The 17,022-nt window shown below is 71.0% G+C and carries 13 protein-coding genes; 2 read left to right on the forward strand and 11 right to left on the reverse strand.

The genetic code is table 11. The annotated features are described in order from the left end of the window. Positions 1 to 42 precede the first annotated feature (42 nt). Positions 43 to 1,701 (reverse strand): ricin-type beta-trefoil lectin domain protein, encoded by a 1,659-nt coding sequence (locus tag ACZ5L9_RS05720; RefSeq protein ID WP_464534852.1) that lies wholly within the window; start codon positions 1,699 to 1,701, stop codon positions 43 to 45. A 209-nt stretch (positions 1,702 to 1,910) separates the two neighbouring features. On the opposite strand from ACZ5L9_RS05720, the gene ACZ5L9_RS05725 reads away from it, so the two are divergent. Then, positions 1,911 to 3,986: a glycoside hydrolase family 2 protein gene (locus ACZ5L9_RS05725; protein ID WP_464534854.1), complete on the forward strand. Its 2,076-nt coding sequence runs from the start codon at positions 1,911 to 1,913 to the stop codon at positions 3,984 to 3,986. A 118-nt stretch (positions 3,987 to 4,104) separates the two neighbouring features. On the opposite strand, the gene ACZ5L9_RS05730 is transcribed toward ACZ5L9_RS05725, so the two are convergent. The 10 genes from ACZ5L9_RS05730 to ACZ5L9_RS05775 form a co-directional block, all read right to left on the reverse strand. Continuing rightward, positions 4,105 to 5,175 carry a LacI family DNA-binding transcriptional regulator gene (locus ACZ5L9_RS05730; protein ID WP_464534858.1) on the reverse strand — a complete coding sequence of 357 codons (1,071 nt, stop codon included), beginning with the start codon at positions 5,173 to 5,175 and terminating at the stop codon, positions 4,105 to 4,107. Positions 5,176 to 5,211: 36 nt separating this feature from the next. Then, positions 5,212 to 6,135 carry a carbohydrate ABC transporter permease gene (locus ACZ5L9_RS05735; RefSeq protein WP_464534861.1) on the reverse strand — a complete coding sequence of 308 codons (924 nt, stop codon included), beginning with the start codon at positions 6,133 to 6,135 and terminating at the stop codon, positions 5,212 to 5,214. Beyond that, on the reverse strand, positions 6,132 to 7,100 hold the full coding sequence (locus ACZ5L9_RS05740; RefSeq protein WP_464534865.1) for a carbohydrate ABC transporter permease: 969 nt from the start codon (positions 7,098 to 7,100) through the stop codon (positions 6,132 to 6,134). The genes ACZ5L9_RS05735 and ACZ5L9_RS05740 overlap by 4 nt, the downstream gene beginning before the upstream one ends. Before the next feature lie 81 nt (positions 7,101 to 7,181). Then, complete coding sequence (locus tag ACZ5L9_RS05745) at positions 7,182 to 8,600, reverse strand: extracellular solute-binding protein (protein ID WP_464534869.1); 1,419 nt, start codon at positions 8,598 to 8,600, stop codon at positions 7,182 to 7,184. 576 nt (positions 8,601 to 9,176) lie between these two features. Next, a complete protein-coding gene (locus ACZ5L9_RS05750) occupies positions 9,177 to 11,324 on the reverse strand; it encodes a sensor histidine kinase (protein WP_464534873.1) in 2,148 nt (715 codons plus the stop codon). Next, positions 11,321 to 11,965, reverse strand: coding sequence for a LuxR C-terminal-related transcriptional regulator (locus ACZ5L9_RS05755; protein WP_464534877.1), 645 nt, complete (start codon positions 11,963 to 11,965; stop codon positions 11,321 to 11,323). Before ACZ5L9_RS05755 ends, ACZ5L9_RS05750 begins: the two co-directional genes overlap by 4 nt. A gap of 132 nt (positions 11,966 to 12,097) precedes the next feature. Further along, the gene (gene dmpG / locus ACZ5L9_RS05760) at positions 12,098 to 13,111 is read right to left on the reverse strand and encodes a 4-hydroxy-2-oxovalerate aldolase (RefSeq protein WP_464534881.1); all 1,014 of its coding nucleotides are present in this window, start codon (positions 13,109 to 13,111) and stop codon (positions 12,098 to 12,100) included. Continuing rightward, complete coding sequence (locus ACZ5L9_RS05765) at positions 13,108 to 14,124, reverse strand: acetaldehyde dehydrogenase (acetylating) (RefSeq protein WP_464534883.1); 1,017 nt, start codon at positions 14,122 to 14,124, stop codon at positions 13,108 to 13,110. Before ACZ5L9_RS05765 ends, dmpG begins: the two co-directional genes overlap by 4 nt. A 15-nt stretch (positions 14,125 to 14,139) precedes the next feature. Next, on the reverse strand, positions 14,140 to 14,934 hold the full coding sequence (locus ACZ5L9_RS05770) for a 2-keto-4-pentenoate hydratase (RefSeq protein WP_464534886.1): 795 nt from the start codon (positions 14,932 to 14,934) through the stop codon (positions 14,140 to 14,142). 93 nt (positions 14,935 to 15,027) lie between these two features. After that, positions 15,028 to 15,777, reverse strand: a complete 750-nt coding sequence (locus ACZ5L9_RS05775) for an IclR family transcriptional regulator (RefSeq protein ID WP_464534889.1) — start codon at positions 15,775 to 15,777, stop codon at positions 15,028 to 15,030. Positions 15,778 to 15,851: 74 nt separating this feature from the next. Between ACZ5L9_RS05775 and ACZ5L9_RS05780 the strand changes: the two genes are divergently transcribed. Further along, positions 15,852 to 17,021, forward strand: coding sequence for a cupin domain-containing protein (locus tag ACZ5L9_RS05780; RefSeq protein ID WP_464534892.1), 1,170 nt, complete (start codon positions 15,852 to 15,854; stop codon positions 17,019 to 17,021). The last annotated feature ends 1 nt before the right edge of the window (position 17,022 follow it).

Genomic DNA, 17,022 nt, shown 5'->3' on the forward strand with positions numbered 1-17,022 from the left:
CGGCCCGGGGCTCCGTCGTCCTGCTGTTCCGGTGTTCCGACCTCAGGCGGTCGGCACGTGCCACACCTGGGTGGACAGCCCGTTGCAGTCGTAGATCTGCAGCTGTGTCCCATCGGTCGTCACGGCCGACGGGTCGTCGAGGCACCGCCCGGACTGCGGGTTGTAGAGGGAGCCGTCGGAGCGCGCGACCCACTGCTGGCCGCCGACCCCGTTGCAGTCCCAGAGCTCGACCTTGGCGAAGTTGGCGGTGCCGTTGCCGACGATGTCGAGGCACTTGTCGAAGGCCCGCACGGTGCCGTCGGTCTCCAGGGCCCACTGCTGCCCGGTGGCGATCCCACAGGTGTAGAGCTGGACCGCGTTGCCCTTCGTCGCGGTGTTGGTGTTCACGTCCACGCACTTGCCGGTGGTCCCCGGACCGGTGATCGCCCCGAGCGCGTTCGGCAGCGTCGCGGTGGCGAACGACGTCTCGCACTTGCCGGTGGACAGGTGCACGCCCGCCATCATCAGGAAGGTGTTGCCCGAGGAGGCGGCGAGCAGCGGCGAGCTGTAGCCGGCGCAGGCCGTCTCACCGGAGTCGTAGCCGCCGGTCGGCGAGGTCGTCACCGGCGTGGTGATCTCCTGCCAGGCGCCGGTGCCGAGCGAATGGTTCACGAAGAGCACGTGACCGCTCTCCGGCAGCTCGGCCAGCGAGCCGTCCGTACCGGCCACCACCCGCTGGCCGGAGGCGATCAGCGTGCCGTTGCTGCCGCCAGCCGGCGACCAGGTGAGGTACGGCGTGTGCAGCAGGAACCGGCTGTCGCTGGTCTGGATCCGGGTGCCGAGGCTCGACGGGGTCCAGGACTCAGCGTTGGAGCTGGTCTTGATGTAGACGTCGCAGGCCTGGTCGGGGTCGTAGCCGGCCTTGCAGTCCTCGTACGTCATCGCGTACGTGCCGTTGGGCAGGTTGACGACCGTCGCCATGCCGGGTCGCTCGACGCCGTTCTGGACCGCGACGTCGTAGACCTCGCTGCCCCACGTCGCGCCGCCGTCGGTGGAGGAGACGTGGGCCAGCACCTGGGCGTAGCCGTTGGTGGAAGGTCGCTCGTCGGAGAAGTAGCAGACCAGGTGACCGTTGGCGGCCACGTCGAACTCGGGCTCCCAGATGCCGTGGCCGGTCGAGTTGGCCAGGCCGGACTCGGTGGCGCAGGAGCTGCGATAGGTCCAGCTCGCGCCCTGGTTGGTCGAGACGAAGACCTCGACCGCCTGCTGGGTGTAGTCGCCGTGGTTCCAGGCGGTGCCCGAGGCGATCAACGTCCCGGCGGGGAGGGTGCCCTCGGCCTGCGGGAGCTCGTAGAGGGTCGGGCCGTCCAGGTCCCAGCCGTGCTGGGTGTCGGTCACCGTGCTGATCGGTGAGGAGGACCAGGTCACGCCCCCGTCGGTCGAGCGGTAGATCGGGAAGTTCGCCTTCGTGACGCCCGTGCCGGAGTGGGAGAACGTCGCGAGCATGGTGCCGTTGGCCGAGCCGCTGTGGGCCAGCCGGATGACACGTGGGTAGCTCGCGTCCTCGGTGGATCCGGCGGCGGTGCTGGGGGCATAGAGAACGCCACTCGAGGTGGTGGCGGCCTTGGCGGCGTCGGGAGCCAGGACAGCTCCCCCGAGAGCCAGCAGGAGCGCGGCGCCGAACACCGGGAGGCGTCGGGCAGTGGTGGGCAGTCGTTTCATTCGGGATCTCCATCGTCGTTGCGTGCGAGGGACCAGCGAAATTGCATCGTTGCAGTACGTACCGCTCGGCACTGTAGGGCGATGGACGGGGATGTGGCAAGGGTCACGTCGCAGCCCGAACGCCGCGGCCGCAGACAACTGCTGCAACGTTGCAAAATTGGTGCTATCTTCCAATCTCCAGCCCCACCCGACCTGAAGGACCTGACCACATGACGATCACCTCTGAGGCCCCCGCAGGCGTGGGTTCGTCCGAGGGCATCCCGCGCCCTGACTACCCGCGCCCGCACTTCGATCGCTCGCAGGACTGGCAGCCGCTCAACGGCGCCTGGCAGTTCCGCCGGGGCCCGATCGACGGCCCGGACGAGGAGAGCGGCTGGGACGAGCAGATCCAGGTCCCGTTCGCCTGGGAGACCCCCGCGTCCGGCATCGAGGCGCACTGGCTCGAGCACGCCGCCTACCGGCGGACCTTCACCGTTGACGACGGCTGGCGCGAGCGGGTCGTCCTCCACTTCGGCGCGGTGCACCACGAGGCCCGGGTGTGGGTCGACGGGACCGAGGTGGGCGGCCACGTCGGCGGCACCACGCCGTTCGAGCTCGACGTCACCGACGCCCTCGCCGAGACCGCCGAGCACACGGTGGTGGTCGCGGTCTTCGCACCCGCCGACAAGCTCCAGATCGCCCACGGCAAGCAGCGCAGCACCCCGCGCGATGACTACGACAGCTGCGCCTTCACCGCATCCAGTGGCATCTGGCAGCCGGTCTGGCTGGAGTCGCGGCCTCAGACGCACCTGGCCACCCTGCGGCTGACTCCGACCGAGGCCCTCGACGGCATCCGGGTCGTCGCGGCTGTCGAGGGCCCGGCCGTCGCCGATGCCACCGTGTCGATCTCGGTCGAGGGCGCAGCCGAGACCTCCGGGGCCGGCTGGAGCGGCGACAGCGCCGACCTCGCCGCCGGTGTCACCCTCGCCCTCCCCGACGCGCGCCTGTGGAGCCCCGCCGACCCGCACCTCTACCGCGTACGGGTCGAGGTGACCTCACCCGACGGGACCGACGTCGTCACCGGCACCACCGGCCTGCGCAGCATCGAGACCCGCGACGGCCAGATCTTCCTCAACGGACAGCGGATCTCCCTGCGCGGCGTCCTCGACCAGGGCTACTGGCCGCTCAGCGGGATCACCGCGCCCGACGACGAGGCGTTCGTCCTCGACCTCGAGATCGCCCGCGACGCCGGCTTCAACATGGTGCGCAAGCACCTCAAGCTCGAGGACCCGCGCTTCCACCACCACGCCGATCGGATGGGCATGCTGGTCTGGGCGGAGCCCGCGTCGACCGGCCGGTTCTCGACCGCTGCCGCCGAGGCCTTCACCGCGCAGATCGAGCCGATGGTGCTGCGCGACGGCAACCACCCGAGCATCGTGGTGTGGGGCCTCTACAACGAGGAGTGGGGCCTGGACTGGGCCCTGCCGGACGACCCGGCCAAGCAGGAGGTCGTCCGCAACGACTTCCGCACCCTCAAGGCGCTCGACCCCTCGCGTCCGGCCGTCGACAACTCCGGCTGGACGCACCTCGAGACGGACCTGGTCGACTGGCACGTCTACGACGAGACGCCGGCCGGCTGGGCGGCGAAGGTCGCCGACCTGGTCGCCAACGACGAGCCCACCTTCCCGGTGGCGATCGCCGTCGACACCATCGTGGACAAGCGCCTGATGGTCGAGGGCGCGGTGCCGCGCGAGCTGCCGTTCCTCAACAGCGAGTTCGGCGGCGGCTGGACCTCCATCGATCGCGGCTGGAACCTGCACTGGCAGACCCAGGAGTTGCGCCGGCACGACATGATCGCGGGCTGGGTGTGGACCGAGCTCAACGACATCGAGCATGAGTCCGCCGGCATCGTGGACTGCAACCGGACGATGAAGGATCACGGTGGTCGACCGCCGCAGCACGCCAACGGTGAGACGGTGCCGGTCTTCGGCGTCACGCCCGTCGCGCCCGGTCGTGACCTGGTCACGAGCACCGGCGAGGTCGACGTGGAGGTCGCCGTCTCGCACCACGGGAACGACCCGATCGAGGTGACGGTCGCGACCGCCTGGGGCTCCGTCTACGGCCTCGAGCCGGTCACCGAGACACAGGCGCACGACGTCGTGCAGGTCGACCCGTTCGTCCTCAGCAAGAGCGCCCGGGTCCGGGCCACCCTCCCGGCCGGCGCGACCTCCGGCCGGCTCCACGTCCTGCTCCGGTCCGGCGACAGCGTCGTCGGCCGGGGTGCGATCGACGTGGTCCTCGACTGACCGGCCCTCCCCCGCAAGGCAGCCCGACCGGCGCACCGCGCCGGTCGGGCTGCCTTGTCTTTGGCGCTGTGTCTCCCGGGTGCGTGCGCCGCCGGGTCGCACCGCCTCCGCCGATGGCTCAGGCGCCGGTGCCGGTGCCGGTGGTGCCGACGGTGCTCTCCCGGACCACCAGGCGGTGCTCGGCGTAGAACTCGGCCGGCTCGTCGTCGACGGCGCCGCGCAGCCGCGCGATGACGCGCTCGACCGCGAGCCGTGCGATCTGCCCGCGGTCGGGGGCGACCGTGGTCAGCGAGGGGGTCTGGTACCGCGCCGCCTCGATGTCGTCGAAGCCGACGACGGCGACGTCCTCGGGGACCCGCAGCCCGCGGGAGAGCAGGGTGCGGATGGCGCCGATCGCGACGAGGTCGTTGTAGCAGAAGACAGCGTCCGGGCGCTCGCCCGGCCGGCTGAGCAGCTCCTCCATCGCGTCGGCGCCGTCGGAGAAGTGGAACGTACGGCGTGGCACCAGCAACGAGCGGTCCAGCGCGAGGCCACGCTCCTCGTGGGCCAGCTCGAAGCCGCGGGTGCGCAGCTGCGCGGTCTCGCCGGTGTCGTACGGCTGATCGCCGATCGCCGCGATCCGGCGGCGTCCCAGGTCGATCAGGTGCGCGGTCGCGGCGCGCGCGGCGGCGACGTTGTCGATGGTGACGTAGTCGAACTCGCTCTCGGCGATCCGCTCGCCGAGCAGGACCAGCGGATGCTTCGGGTCGCGCTGCGGCAGGTCCCGCTGCGACAGCGCCAGCGGGCTGAGGATGACCGCGTCGAACAGCGCCGCGTCGCCCTCGCCCTGGATCAGCTCGCGCTCGCGATCAGGCTCGCCGTCGGTCTGGTCGACCACGACGGTGTAGCCGAACTCGCGAGCCTTGGTGACGACGGCACGCGCCAGCTCGGAGAAGTACGGGACGTCGAGCTCCGGCACGACGAGGGCGATGAGCCCGCTGCGGCCGTTCTTGAGGTTGCGGGCCAAGACGTTCGGGCGATAGCCGAGCTCGGCGACCGCGGCCTCGACGAGGAGGCGCTTCTTCTCCGAGACCGGCGCGTAGCCGTTGACCACGTTCGAGACGGTGCGGATGGACACGCCGGCCCGCTCGGCGACGTCGCGGAGCCGAGCGGGACCCTTCGTCTCGTGCTGTCGTGGGGCGTCCGTCATGCGCACATCTTGCCCGAACGGGATCGACCGTTGGCCTTAACCGGTCACGCTGCCCTGCAGCATGCCGCCGCGGAAGTAGCGCTCCAGGACCAGGAAGAGGAGGACGAGCGGAACGACCGTCACCAGGCCGCCGGTGATGAGCACCGGGACGAGCTCTGCCTTCGAGCCGGTCTCGGCGGCCTGCGAGAGCGCCGAGAGCCCGACGGTCAGCGGGTAGCGCTCGCTCTTGCTGAAGATCATCAAGGGCAGGAAGTAGTTGTTCCAGATCGCGACGACCGAGATCAGGAAGACCGTGACCAGGCCGGGGAGCGCCAGCGGCAGCGCGATCCGGCAGAAGATCCACACCTCGGAGGCGCCGTCGATCCGGGCGGCCTCCACCAGCGCCGGCGGCACGGCCGCGTCGATGTAGGTGCGCATCAGGAAGATCCCGATCGGCGAGACCATGCTCGGCAGGATCATCCCCCAGATCGAGTTGACCAGGCCGACGCGGGCGTACAGCAGGAACAGCGGCAGCGCGATCGAGGTCAGCGGCACCAGCAGGGTCGCCATCACCAGCAGGAACATCGCGTTGGAGCCGCGGAACCGGAAGCGGGAGAAGCCGTAGCCGGCGAGGGCCGAGAGCACGGTCGCCCCGATGGCGCCCGAGACCGCGTAGAGCAGGGTGTTGCCGAGCCAGTGCAGGAAGACGCCGGTCCCGCTGATGTTCTGCCGCAGCCCGGCCAGGTTGTGCCACAGCCGGAACGGGCCGGAGAACCAGAAGCCGAAGCTGCTGTAGATCTCGGCCTGGCTCTTGGTCGCGCTGATGAGCAGCCAGACCAGCGGCGCGAGGATGAAGACGGCGAAGAGCGACGCGATCAGGGTCAGCAGCGTGCTGGTGCCGCGGCGCAGGCCGTACAGGTGTGGGGAGACCTGGTCCTGGCCGGTCCTCGAGATCGGCCTGGTGGTGGCGCTTCGGGTCATCGAAACTCTCCGTTCCGGCGGCGCACGGCGAAGCCGGCGAACGAGATCGCGCCGATGATCAGCGCCAGGACGACGGCCGCCGCGGCGCCGAGCTCGTACTGCCCGCTGCCGACGGCGGTGTGGTAGACGAACAGGGTCGGGGTGAACCCGAAGGAGATCGCCTGCGGCTGGAAGGCCGCCAGGATCGACGGCTCGGTGAAGAGCTGGAGCGCGCCGACGGCGTTGAGGAAGACCAGCATCACGATCGACGGCATCACCATCGGGAGCTTGATGTGGATGATGATCCGCCACAGGGAGGCGCCCTCGACGATCGCCGCCTCGGTCACCTCCTTGGGGATCGACTTGAGCGAGGTGTAGAGGATCGTCATGTTGTACCCGGTCCACTCCCAGATGACGATCAGCATGATCGTCGGGAGGATCATGCTGCTGGAGAAGAAGTCGACGTCACCCAGACCCACCCACTTCAGCGCCCGCGTGTACGCGCCGAGGTGCGGCAGGAGCAGGAACGACCACATCACCGCGGCCACCACGCCGGGCACCGCGAACGGCATGAAGTAGACAGTGCGGAAGAACCGGCTGCCCCGGATCACGCCGGCGTCGAAGAGCGCGGCGAAGAGGAAGGCGATGGCGATGGTCAACGGGACCTGGATCGCCCCGAAGACCAGCACCCGCCACACGCCCGACCAGAACTCGCCGGACTCGAGCACGGTCCGGTAGTTGGCCAGGCCGACGTACTGGCGTCCGCCGATCAGCTTGGTGGCGAAGAGGCTGCTGTAGACCGCGTACACGGTCGGGGCCAGCATGAAGAGCCCGAGCATCAGCATGTGCGGCGCGATGAAGGCGGCGCCGGCGCGGTCGCGCCGAGCGGCTCTCGTACGACGGGGAGCCGGCCCGCCCGGCCGCCGGACCGGGGCATCGGCGGCCGGTGCGAGGACCGGCGGTTGGTGGATCGACTGCTGCGACATGAAGACGCTTCCGCTTCTCTTTCGGTGGTGCCGTGCCGGTGGGCGTCCCGCTCCGCTGAGCGAGGCGCCCACCGACGTCTATCAGTTCGAACCGGTGACGGTGAATCCCTGCGAGGTGGCGTACTTCGTCATCTGGTCCTGGAAGGTCTTGAACGCCTCCTGGAGCGTCTCGGTGCCCTTGGTGACGCCCGCGAACGTCGAGGTCCACTGGGTCAGCGCGGCGGTCATGATCGGCGGCCACTCGGCGGCCTGGACGTTCTGCGCGGCGGTCGCGAAGACGCTGTTCGGCGTCGAGTCGCCGGTGATCGGCAGGGTCCGCTTCTGGAAGGTGGCGTCGTTGAGGAGCGGGGTGTAGGCCGGGAAGGCGCCCGCGACGTCGCCGCTGAGGATCTGCCAGGCGTCATCGCTGCCGCCGAACCACTTCACGAACTCGGCGGCCTCCTTGGCGTGCTCGGTGCCCTTGACGACAGCGAGCGTCGAGCCGCCCCAGCTGCCGGAGACCTGGCCGCCGGCGGTCGTCTGCGGGAGCGTCGCGGTGCGCCAGTCGCCGATCGTCTTCTTGATGCTGCCCTGCATGCCGACCGGTCCCCAGGCGGGGCTCAGGCGCGAGGCGGAGGCGCCGCTGTCGAAGTTGGCCCACTGCTCGGGGGAGAAGTCACCGGCGGTGGTGACCTCCTTCTTGTCGATGAGGTCCTGCCAGTACTTGGCGAACTCCATCTGCTTGTCGCCGGTGAACGAGATGCCGAGATCGCTTCCGCCCGAGTAGCTGAACGGGAAGGCGCCGTACTGCTGCATCAGGGCGAGCACATCCTGGGCGCTCACCGGGTCGAAGTTCGTGATCGCGGCCTTCGGGTTCTTCGCGTGCAGCTTGCCGGCGGCGGTCGCGAAGTCGGTCCAGGTCGCGGGCGCGGTGATGCCGGCGGACTTGAACTCCTTCTCGTTGTAGAACAGCGCCATGGGGCCGAGGTCGACCGGCATGGCGTAGACGTGCGAGCCCTGCGAGACCTGCTGCCAGGCGATCGAGGCCTCGTTCGCCTTGGCGTCGTCGATGCCGTAGTCGGTGAGGTCGACCAGGCTGTTGGTCACCTCGAAGGACGGGAGCTCGAAGTACTCGATGGTCGCGACGTCGGGGGCGCCGCTGCCCGCCTTCAGGGTGTCGGCGAGCTTCGTGTACTCGTCGCCGGCCGCGCCCGCGTTCTCCAGGTCGACGCAGATGTCGGGGTGGGTCTGGTTGAACTTGTCCACCACCAGGTCGTAGCCGGCGGGCCAGCCCCAGAAGGTCAGCTTGGTCGCGTCCGACGAGCACGATGCCGTGGTGGAGGCGCTCTGCGACGCGCTCGGGTCGGCCGCCGCGGAGCTGGCGCTGCCGCCCGCGCTGGTGGTGTCGTCCGAGCTCGAGCACGCCGAGAGCGCGACGCCGGAGGCCAGGGCGATCGCCGCCATGGAGGCCGCGCGACGCACGCCGAGTCGGCCGGCCGCGCGGGTGTTCTGGAGGTTCATTGGTGCATTCCAATCTTGATTGACGGGCGCCCGAGTTTGCGTGAGACCGGCATCACAGCCGCGTTGGAAGCAGACACTACGCACGGTTTTGCATCGTTGCAATGCTTTCGCGTCGGCAATTCCGAATCGTTACGCACACCCCGATTCCGATCGGGACGGACACCGACCGGGGCGCCACGACACGTCTCGAAGCAGCGGGTCGCGCACGACCACCGGGACCACCACCGCCCGCTGCGACGGACCCTCCGGACGTACGGACAGGCCGGTGCGCCTCGGTGCTGCGCCCCGCCGCGCCCCCGCACAGCACAGCACAGCCCCGGGGCATCGTCGCAGAGCCGGGCGGCGCGCTGCTCACGCGCATCCTCAACGCCTGGCCGGTGACGCCCCACACGCGTCACCGGCCGGCGTTGCCTCCCTTGGTACCGCACGAGCGCCGGCACCGTAACCACGCGAACGGGGGGGGGTGCGGCAGCGACATCCGGACAGTCGTCCGACCCGTGCCCAGGAGGGTGTTCTCGGCCCGGGCCCGCGGAAGGGCCCGCGGATGGGCCCCCGGAGAGCGGGTGGTGGTGCGGCTCAGCCCGAGTAGACGGCGGCTCGCTCGGGGGTGACGGCGGTCGCGATCCCCTCGCGTCCCGTCGGCAGGATCCGGCCGGTGAAGCGGCCCTCGGCGCTCGCGGTGGAGAGCTCGTCGGCCATCCACCGGCGCAGCGCTGCCAGCGTCGACTCCGACAGCTCCCGGTCGTCGCCGTCGTCGAGCAGGACGACGTCGACGCCGCGCAGTCGAGCCTCGTGGGCGGCGTCGACCAGCGGCTGACGCGCGAGCCGGCCACCACGGAACTCATCGCGCAACCGGCCCTCCAGCGCCCGGCACTCGATCGCGAGTCCGAGCGGGATCGTCTCGGTCGTCGCGAGCCGGGTGAGCGTCGGCGCGACCAGCGTGGTGATCTCCCGCACCCGCTCGGCGAGGGTCTCGATCCGGGCGGAGTCGGCCGAGCTGCGGTCGACCTCGGCGAGTTCGTGCTCCGCAAGCCGAGCGGTACGGTCCCGGAGGCCACGCAGCACCGACCAGCAGGTGATCGCCCACAGCACGGCAGGAACCGGCGTGGTGAAGACGATCCGGTTCGGCAGCATGGTGGCGTGCCGGGCCAGCAGTCCGCTCGCGCCGAGGGCGACGCCGCCGCCGACCGCCAGCGCGGCGCCGAGCGGACGGCCCCGGATCGCCACGGCGCTGGCCACGACCCCCATCCCGATGAGGTACCAGTCGGCAGCCTCGCCGTTGTGCGCCGCCGGTGCCCAGCCGAGGGATCCGACCAGCCAGCAGCAGCCGACCGAGACGGCGGTACGCACCGGGGTGGGCCGGCGCAGGTGATGCCAGTCGAGGACGAGCAGGCCGGCCGCGATGCCCGCGTAGCCGAGCAGCACGACGTCCGGGCGCGCCCCGTCGGCGAGTGCGAGCGTGCCGAGCACGAGCTGGCCGAGGAGGAGGGCGGCCACCGCGATCCGGGTGTTCCGCATCGGACTGCGATGATCCGAGGATCCGGTCGCCGTCGGCCGCTCCGCGCTCGGGTGCCACGACAGGGTCACGGCGGTGCCGCGCTGCGGTTGGGAGACGACACGCGCGCTCGCGCCGGGCAGGGCGTTGACCCGGCCCAGGATGCTGACGGCGATGCCCATACGATGGTTCGGCACCGCCGTCCGGCGGAAGCCGGGGCCGTCGTCGATCACGCGGACCCGTACTCCCTCACCGGTGATCTCCACCTCGAGATCGATCCGGGCGCCGGGAGCATGCTTGACCGCGTTGGCGAGCGCTTGGCCGGCGGCGTCGGTGAGGGCGTCGGCGACGTAGGCGGGCACGGTGAGAGCGTCGGCGTGCCGGTCGTGACGGACGTACGCGGACGGCGCGATCTGGCGGGCGAGCCGCCCGAACCGCTCGAGGAGGTCGGCCGGGGTCACCGACCCGCCGCTCCCGGATGCCTCGACCCGCTCGATCAGGGCGAGCGCCCGGGTCGCCTGGGGCCCGGCCGCCGCGGCGAGCCGACTGCTGCCGAGCAGCAGCGCGGTGAAGACCTCGTCGTGGACCAGCGCCTCCATGCGCTCGCGGGCGGTCCGGCTGGCGGAGGCGGCCGAGGCGGCGGCGACCGCGTCCGCCGCCCGACGGGAGACCTCGTCGTGCCGCCGCGCGGCGGCGATGAACTCGGCCAGGCCCGCCACCATCAGGCCGAAGAAGAGGAGGTGCGAGTCGTCGACGAGGGCCGGGATGCCGAGATCGCCGTCGAGCCCTCGCAGCGCCTCGGTGCCGAAGAAGAGCCCCAGCGTGATCGCGACCGCGGCGACGGCCCCGGACCCGGTCACGGCTGCCGCGGCCGCGATCGTCGACCTCGCCATCAGCCAGGGCACGCCGGTCGGCCGCCAGAGGCCGGCGGCCGTACCGGCGAGGAGGGCGGCGACGCTGAAGACGTACCAGGTGGCGGCGACGACGTTGAAGCCCCGGATCAGGGTCCGGCTGCGCGAGGGAACCACCGCGATGCCGAGGACGCTGAGTACCCACGGGGTGAGGGCGATCACCGCGAAGCCCGCCGGCGCGCCACGGAGGTCTGCGCGCATCACGGTCACGGCGTAGAGCAGCGCCAGAGCCGCGCCGCCGGACTGGATCGCGGTCAGCGCACGCAGGACACGGATCTCGGATCCGCCGACCGGCTCGGTGGCCGCGAGGGCGCTCACCGCTGGGTCGGGATCGGCAGGAAGCCGTCCTCGACTCCGCGCTGATAGAGCTCGACCTTGGTCCTGGCGGGCCGGCTGAGCTGGCCGTACGCCTGCCGGATGCGCCGGATGTGGTCGTCCACGGTGTGCTCGCTGATGAAGAGCTGCTTGGCGACGGCCTTCGCGCCGAGGCCCGAGGCGTACAGCGCCAGCACCTCGCGCTCGCGCGGGGTGAGGGTGGCGGCCTCGAGGTCGGGATCGGAGTCGAGCGCGGCGGCCCACTCCGTGGTCGTGGTGGGCTCGCCCGCGGCCGCCCGTACGATCGCATCGACGATCTCCTCGGCCGGGGCCGACTTGCGCAGGATCCCCTGCACCGGCGCATGCGAGACCTGCCGGATGAGGTAGGGGTTCTCCCCCGACGTCAGCACCAGGACCTGGGCTCCCCACCCGTGCAGCCGCTCGGCGTTCTCGGCCGGGTCGGTGTCGTCGCGCAGGTTGAGGTCGAGGACGACGAGCTCGACCGGCGTCTCGTGCTGGGCGATCAGCGCGTCCACCGAGGTCGCGTGCGCGACGAAGCGCAGGTCATCGCGATCGCCGATCATCCCGGCCACCGCGAGCGCCACGACCTCATGGTCGTCGATGACCGCTACACCTGGGCGCACGGCGCGAGGCTACCTCCGGGATGCTCCATCCCGACGCAGGCAGGACCGGCCCAGGCCGATCGGTCAGAACCGCCGGGACGTCATACACCGCCCACCGTGGAACGGCTCGCAGCGCATGACGTCCCGCGGCGCTCAGTCCTGCTGGGCGAGCAGGGTGAGCGCGATGTCGATGATCATGTCCTCCTGGCCGCCGACGAGGCGACGCTTGCCGCACTCCATCAGGATGTCGCGGACGTCGACGCCGTAGCGGGCAGCGGCGTTCTCGGCATGACGCAGGAACGACGAGTAGACGCCGGCGTACCCCAGGGTGAGCGTCTCGCGGTCGACCCGGACCGGGCGGTCCTGGAGCGGGCGGACGATGTCGTCGGCCGCATCCTGCAGCTTGAACAGGTCGCAGCCGTGCTTGAGGTCGACCAGGTCGGCGACGGCGATGAACGCCTCGATCGGGCAGTTGCCCGCGCCCGCGCCGTGACCGGCGAGCGAGGCGTCGACGCGGAAGACGCCGTTCTCGACCGCGACGACCGAGTTGGCCACCGACAGCGAGAGGTTCTCGTGGGCGTGGATGCCGATCTCGGTCTCGTCCCGCAGCACCGAGCGGTACGCCTGGACGCGGGCGGCGACGTCGTTCATCGTCAGCCGGCCGCCCGAGTCGGTGACGTAGACGCAGTGCGCGCCGTACGACTCCATGAGCTGGGCCTGCCGGGCGAGCTGCTCGGGCTCGGCCATGTGGCTGAGCATGAGGAAGCCGGAGACGTCCATGCCCATCTCGCGAGCGGCCTGGATGTGCTGCGCGGAGACGTCCGCCTCGGTGCAGTGCGTCGCGACGCGCACGCTGCGCACGCCGAGGTCGTACGCCCGCTCGAGCTCGTGGATGGTGCCGACGCCCGGGAGGAGCAGCGTGGTGAGACGTGCCTTGGACATCACCGAGGCGGCGGCCTCGATCCACTCCCAGTCGGTGTGGGAGCCCGGGCCGTAGTTGACCGAGCCGCCGGCGAGACCGTCGCCGTGGGCGACCTCGATGGCATCGACGCCGGCGTCCTCGAGGGCGAGGACGATCCGCTTCACGTCCTCGGGGGTGATCCGGTGCCGGACGGCGTGCATGCCGTCGCGCAGGGTGACGTCCTGGACGTAGATGGGGGTGCTCACAGTGCGGCCTCCTGGTGGCGCGGGTTGCCGTTGGCGGCGATCTTCTCGGCCATCTGCACGGCGGCCGAGGTCATGATGTCGAGGTTGCCGGCGTAGGCCGGGAGGTACATGCCCGCACCCTCGACCTTGAGGAACACCGACACCTGGTGGGTCGGACGAACGGTCGCGCCGCTCTCCTCCGCAACCAGCAGCGTCTCGACCGGCTGGTCGGCGGGGATCTCGGTGATCTGCACGTCCTGGACCATCTGGTAGCCCGGCACGTAGGCCGACACGTCGCCGACCATCTTCGTGATGGAGTCGACGATCTGCTGCTTGACGGTGTCCTGGTCTCCCGAGCCGGGGGCAGGGAGGGAGACGAGCGCGAAGACGGTGTCGCGCATCATCAGCGGCGGCTCGGCCGGGTTGAGGATGATGATCGCCTTGCCGCGCGCGGCGCCGCCGACCTTCACGATCGCCGCCGAGGTGGTCTCGGTGAACTCGTCGATGTTGGCGCGGGTGCCGGGGCCGGCGGACTTCGAGGCGATCGAGGCGACGATCTCGCCGTAGGCGACCGGGACGACCCGGCTGATCGCGGCGATGATCGGGATGGTCGCCTGGCCACCGCAGGTCACCATGTTCACGTTGGGAGCCTCGATGTGCTCCTCGAGGTTGACCGCGGGGATCGTGTACGGGCCGATGGCGGCCGGGGTGAGGTCGACCATCCGGATGCCGAGCGGTCGCAGCTTGGCGTCGTTGTGGGCGTGGGCGCCGGCCGAGGTGGCGTCGAAGACGATCCCGATCTCGTCGATCAGGGGCGAGTTCAGCAGGCCGTCGACGCCCTCGGCGGTGACCTCGAAGCCGAACTTGGCGGCACGGGCCAGACCGTCGGAGGCGGGGTCGATGCCGACCATGACGCCCATCTCGAGGTGCTGCGCCCGATCTTGGGCGCCGCGCATGATCTTGATCATCAGGTCGGTGCCGATGTTGCCCGACCCGATGATGGCTACCTTGGTCTTCCCAGCGGTGTTGCTCATCGTGGAGTCCTTTGCTTACTCGGAGAAGGTGACGGTGACCGACCCGAGGCCGGTGACGGTCGAGGAGACGACGGCGCCCGGGGTGATGGGCCGCATCGGGCCCATCGCACCGGAGAGGACGACCTGGCCGGCGCGCAGCGGGTCGCCGAGCTCGCGGGCCTGGCGGGCGAGCCAGACCACCGCCTCGATCGGGTCGCCGAGGCTGGCCGCACCGGTGCCGGTGGAGACCTCCTCGCCGTTGATCGACATCGACATCCGGACCGCCTTGGGGTCGAAGTCGGCCAGCGTGCGGCGCTCGCTGCCGAGGACGTACGCGCCGGCGGACGCGTTGTCGGCGACGGTGTCGCCGAAGCTGATGTCCCAGCCGGCGATCCGGCTGCCGCAGATCTCGAGGGCGGCCACGCCGTAGTCGATGGCGGCGCGGACCTGGTCGGCATCGAGGTCGCCCTCGGCGAGGTCCTCCTTGAGCACGAAGGCGATCTCGGCCTCGGCGCGCGGCTGGAGCACGGCGTCGAACGCGATGGTGGCGCCGTCGGCGTGGGCCATGTCGTCGAAGAGGATCCCGAAGTCGGGCTGGTCGACGCCCATCTGCTGCTGGACGGCCGCGGAGGTGAGTCCGATCTTGCGGCCGACGACCACGGCGCCGGCGGCGATGCGGGCCTCGGCGAGCCGGGTCTGGACGGCGTAGGCGGCGGCCACGTCGTCGGAGCCGATCAGGTCGCGGATCGGCGTGGTGGGCTCACCGGACGAGTCAGCGGCCTGGAGTCGCGCGGCCGCCTCGACGATGCGCTCAACGGAGATCTGGGTCATGGCACCCACTGTGGGCCAGGAGAGCTCCGGCCTTCCACGACTTCGTTCCACTGACCGGTACACGGGCTCCGCGGGCACCGACGCCGCCGTGACTCAGCCGGCGAGTGCCGTCTCGATCGCGCCGGCGGCCTTGTTGAGGGTGGCGACCAGCCGCAGCAGCCGCTCCTTGTCGTAGCGCACCTCGGGCATCGAGACCGACAGTCCGGCCAACGCGACACCGTCGGGATCGCGGACGGGCACGCCGATCGCGACCACCCCGCGCTCGGTGCGGCCGAGGTTGACCACGAAGCCCTGCGTACGGATGGTGGCCAGCTCCCGGCGCAGCACCCGCAGGTCCGGCTGATCGCCGTCCTCCTCGGGGTCGGCGTAGATCTGGGCCAGCTCGGCGTCGGAGAGCTCGGCCAGCAGCAGGAGGCCGCCGGTAGCCCGGTGGGCAGGGAAGACCATGCCCTCGCGCGAGGTCACCCGCAGCGATTGCGCCGACTCGACCGAGGCGATGAAGCGCGCGTCCGCGCCGGTGCGGATCGTCAGGTTGACCGACTCGTCGAGCACCCCGACCAGGCGCTCCAGGTGCGGCATCGCCACGGAGCGCAGCAGCGAGGTCCGTGACCGCGAGTGCGCGGCCAGCTGCAGCACCGGACCGGCGTGGTAGAGCCGGGCCTCGTCCTGCAGCGCGAAGTCGCGGTAGACCAGCATCTGCAGCAGCCGGTGCGCGGTCGAGCGCGCGACGCCGAGGCGCTCGGCGGCGTCCGCGACGCTGAGCGTGCCCTCGAGCTGCAGCATCGCGGCCAGCTTCAGGGCATGGTCCACGCTGGCGATCGCGTACGTCGGCGCCGTCTTCATCGAGCTCCCTCCCATCGTTCTTCAGAACAGAATTGCGTGTTCTGCAAGAGCTGATCCGGGTCACCCTAGGCCACATGACCTCCCTCGACACCCCCGTGCGGCTCACGGCCGTCTCGGCGCCCGACCAGCCCGACGTGACCCCGGCGCTCGAGGAGCTCTACCGCGGCTTCGAGCAGGAGCTCCTGGTGCCGCTCTGGACCGAGATCGGCGACCTGATGCCGGCGCACCCCCGCAGCAAGGCGAGCCCGCACCTGTGGCGGTGGGCCACGCTCCGCACCCTCGCCGACCGGGCCGGACACATCGTCCCGGTCGGCCGCGGCGGGGAGCGGCGAGCGATCGCGCTGGCGAACCCGAGCCTGGGTGGCCGCCCCTTCGCCACCCCCACCCTGTGGGCGGCCATCCAGTACCTCATGCCCGGCGAGGACGCCCCCGAACACCGCCACACCCAGCACGCCTTCCGCTTCGTCGTCGAGGGCTCGGGCGTGTGGACCTGTGTCGGCGGCGAGGGCCCGAACGGCGGCGGCACCGATGCCGTGCCGATGAACCGCGGAGACTTCCTGCCGCAGGCCGGCTGGAACTTCCACGCCCACCACAACGCCACCTCCGAGCCGATGGCCTGGATCGACGGCCTCGACATCCCGTTCCAATGGACCAACGAGGCGCAGTTCTTCGAGTTCGGCCGCGATGCGCTGGCCCCCGAGGAGCGGACCACGCCCGAGCGTTCGCGCTCCGAGCAGCTCTGGGGCCACCCGGGCCTTCGCCCGCTCTCGGCCACCACCGTCGCGCCGGGCTCGCCGCTGCTCAACTACAAGTGGGCGCACACCAACGCCGCCCTCAACGACCAGCTCGCGATCGAGCGAGCCGGGCACCCCGACGTCACGGGCACCGTCGAGCCGGGCCATGCCGCCGTCCGCTACACGAACCCGCACGACGGCAGCGACGTGCTGCCGACGATCCGCGCCGAGTTCCACCGCGTCGCCCGCGGCGCCGAGACCGAGCCCGTACGGGAGACCGGCTCCTCGGTCTTCCAGGTCTTCGACGGCTCCGGTGTCGTCACGGTCGGCGACCACTCCTGGACCGTCGCCCGCGGCGACCTCTTCGTGGTCCCGTCCTGGACGCGGTTCTCGTTCCGCTCCGAGGCCGGCGCGACCGACTCCGACGAGGGCGCCCTCGACCTCTTCCGCTTCTCCGACACCCCGATCTTCGAGGCGCTCCGGCTCCACCGCACCCAGAAGGGCATCTGAA

This window comes from Nocardioides sp. JCM 18998, assembly GCF_055391535.1.

Coding starts and splice junctions, on each gene's coding strand:
- ACZ5L9_RS05740 (WP_464534865.1), bottom strand. CDS start 7,100: ATGTCGCAGCAGTCGATCCACCAACCGCCGGTCCTCGCACCGGCCGCC.
- ACZ5L9_RS05735 (WP_464534861.1), bottom strand. CDS start 6,135: ATGACCCGAAGCGCCACCACCAGGCCGATCTCGAGGACCGGCCAGGAC.
- ACZ5L9_RS05745 (WP_464534869.1), bottom strand. CDS start 8,600: ATGAACCTCCAGAACACCCGCGCGGCCGGCCGACTCGGCGTGCGTCGC.
- ACZ5L9_RS05765 (WP_464534883.1), bottom strand. CDS start 14,124: ATGAGCAACACCGCTGGGAAGACCAAGGTAGCCATCATCGGGTCGGGC.
- ACZ5L9_RS05720 (WP_464534852.1), bottom strand. CDS start 1,701: ATGAAACGACTGCCCACCACTGCCCGACGCCTCCCGGTGTTCGGCGCC.
- ACZ5L9_RS05780 (WP_464534892.1), top strand. CDS start 15,852: ATGACCTCCCTCGACACCCCCGTGCGGCTCACGGCCGTCTCGGCGCCC.
- ACZ5L9_RS05770 (WP_464534886.1), bottom strand. CDS start 14,934: ATGACCCAGATCTCCGTTGAGCGCATCGTCGAGGCGGCCGCGCGACTC.
- ACZ5L9_RS05775 (WP_464534889.1), bottom strand. CDS start 15,777: ATGAAGACGGCGCCGACGTACGCGATCGCCAGCGTGGACCATGCCCTG.
- ACZ5L9_RS05725 (WP_464534854.1), top strand. CDS start 1,911: ATGACGATCACCTCTGAGGCCCCCGCAGGCGTGGGTTCGTCCGAGGGC.
- ACZ5L9_RS05730 (WP_464534858.1), bottom strand. CDS start 5,175: ATGACGGACGCCCCACGACAGCACGAGACGAAGGGTCCCGCTCGGCTC.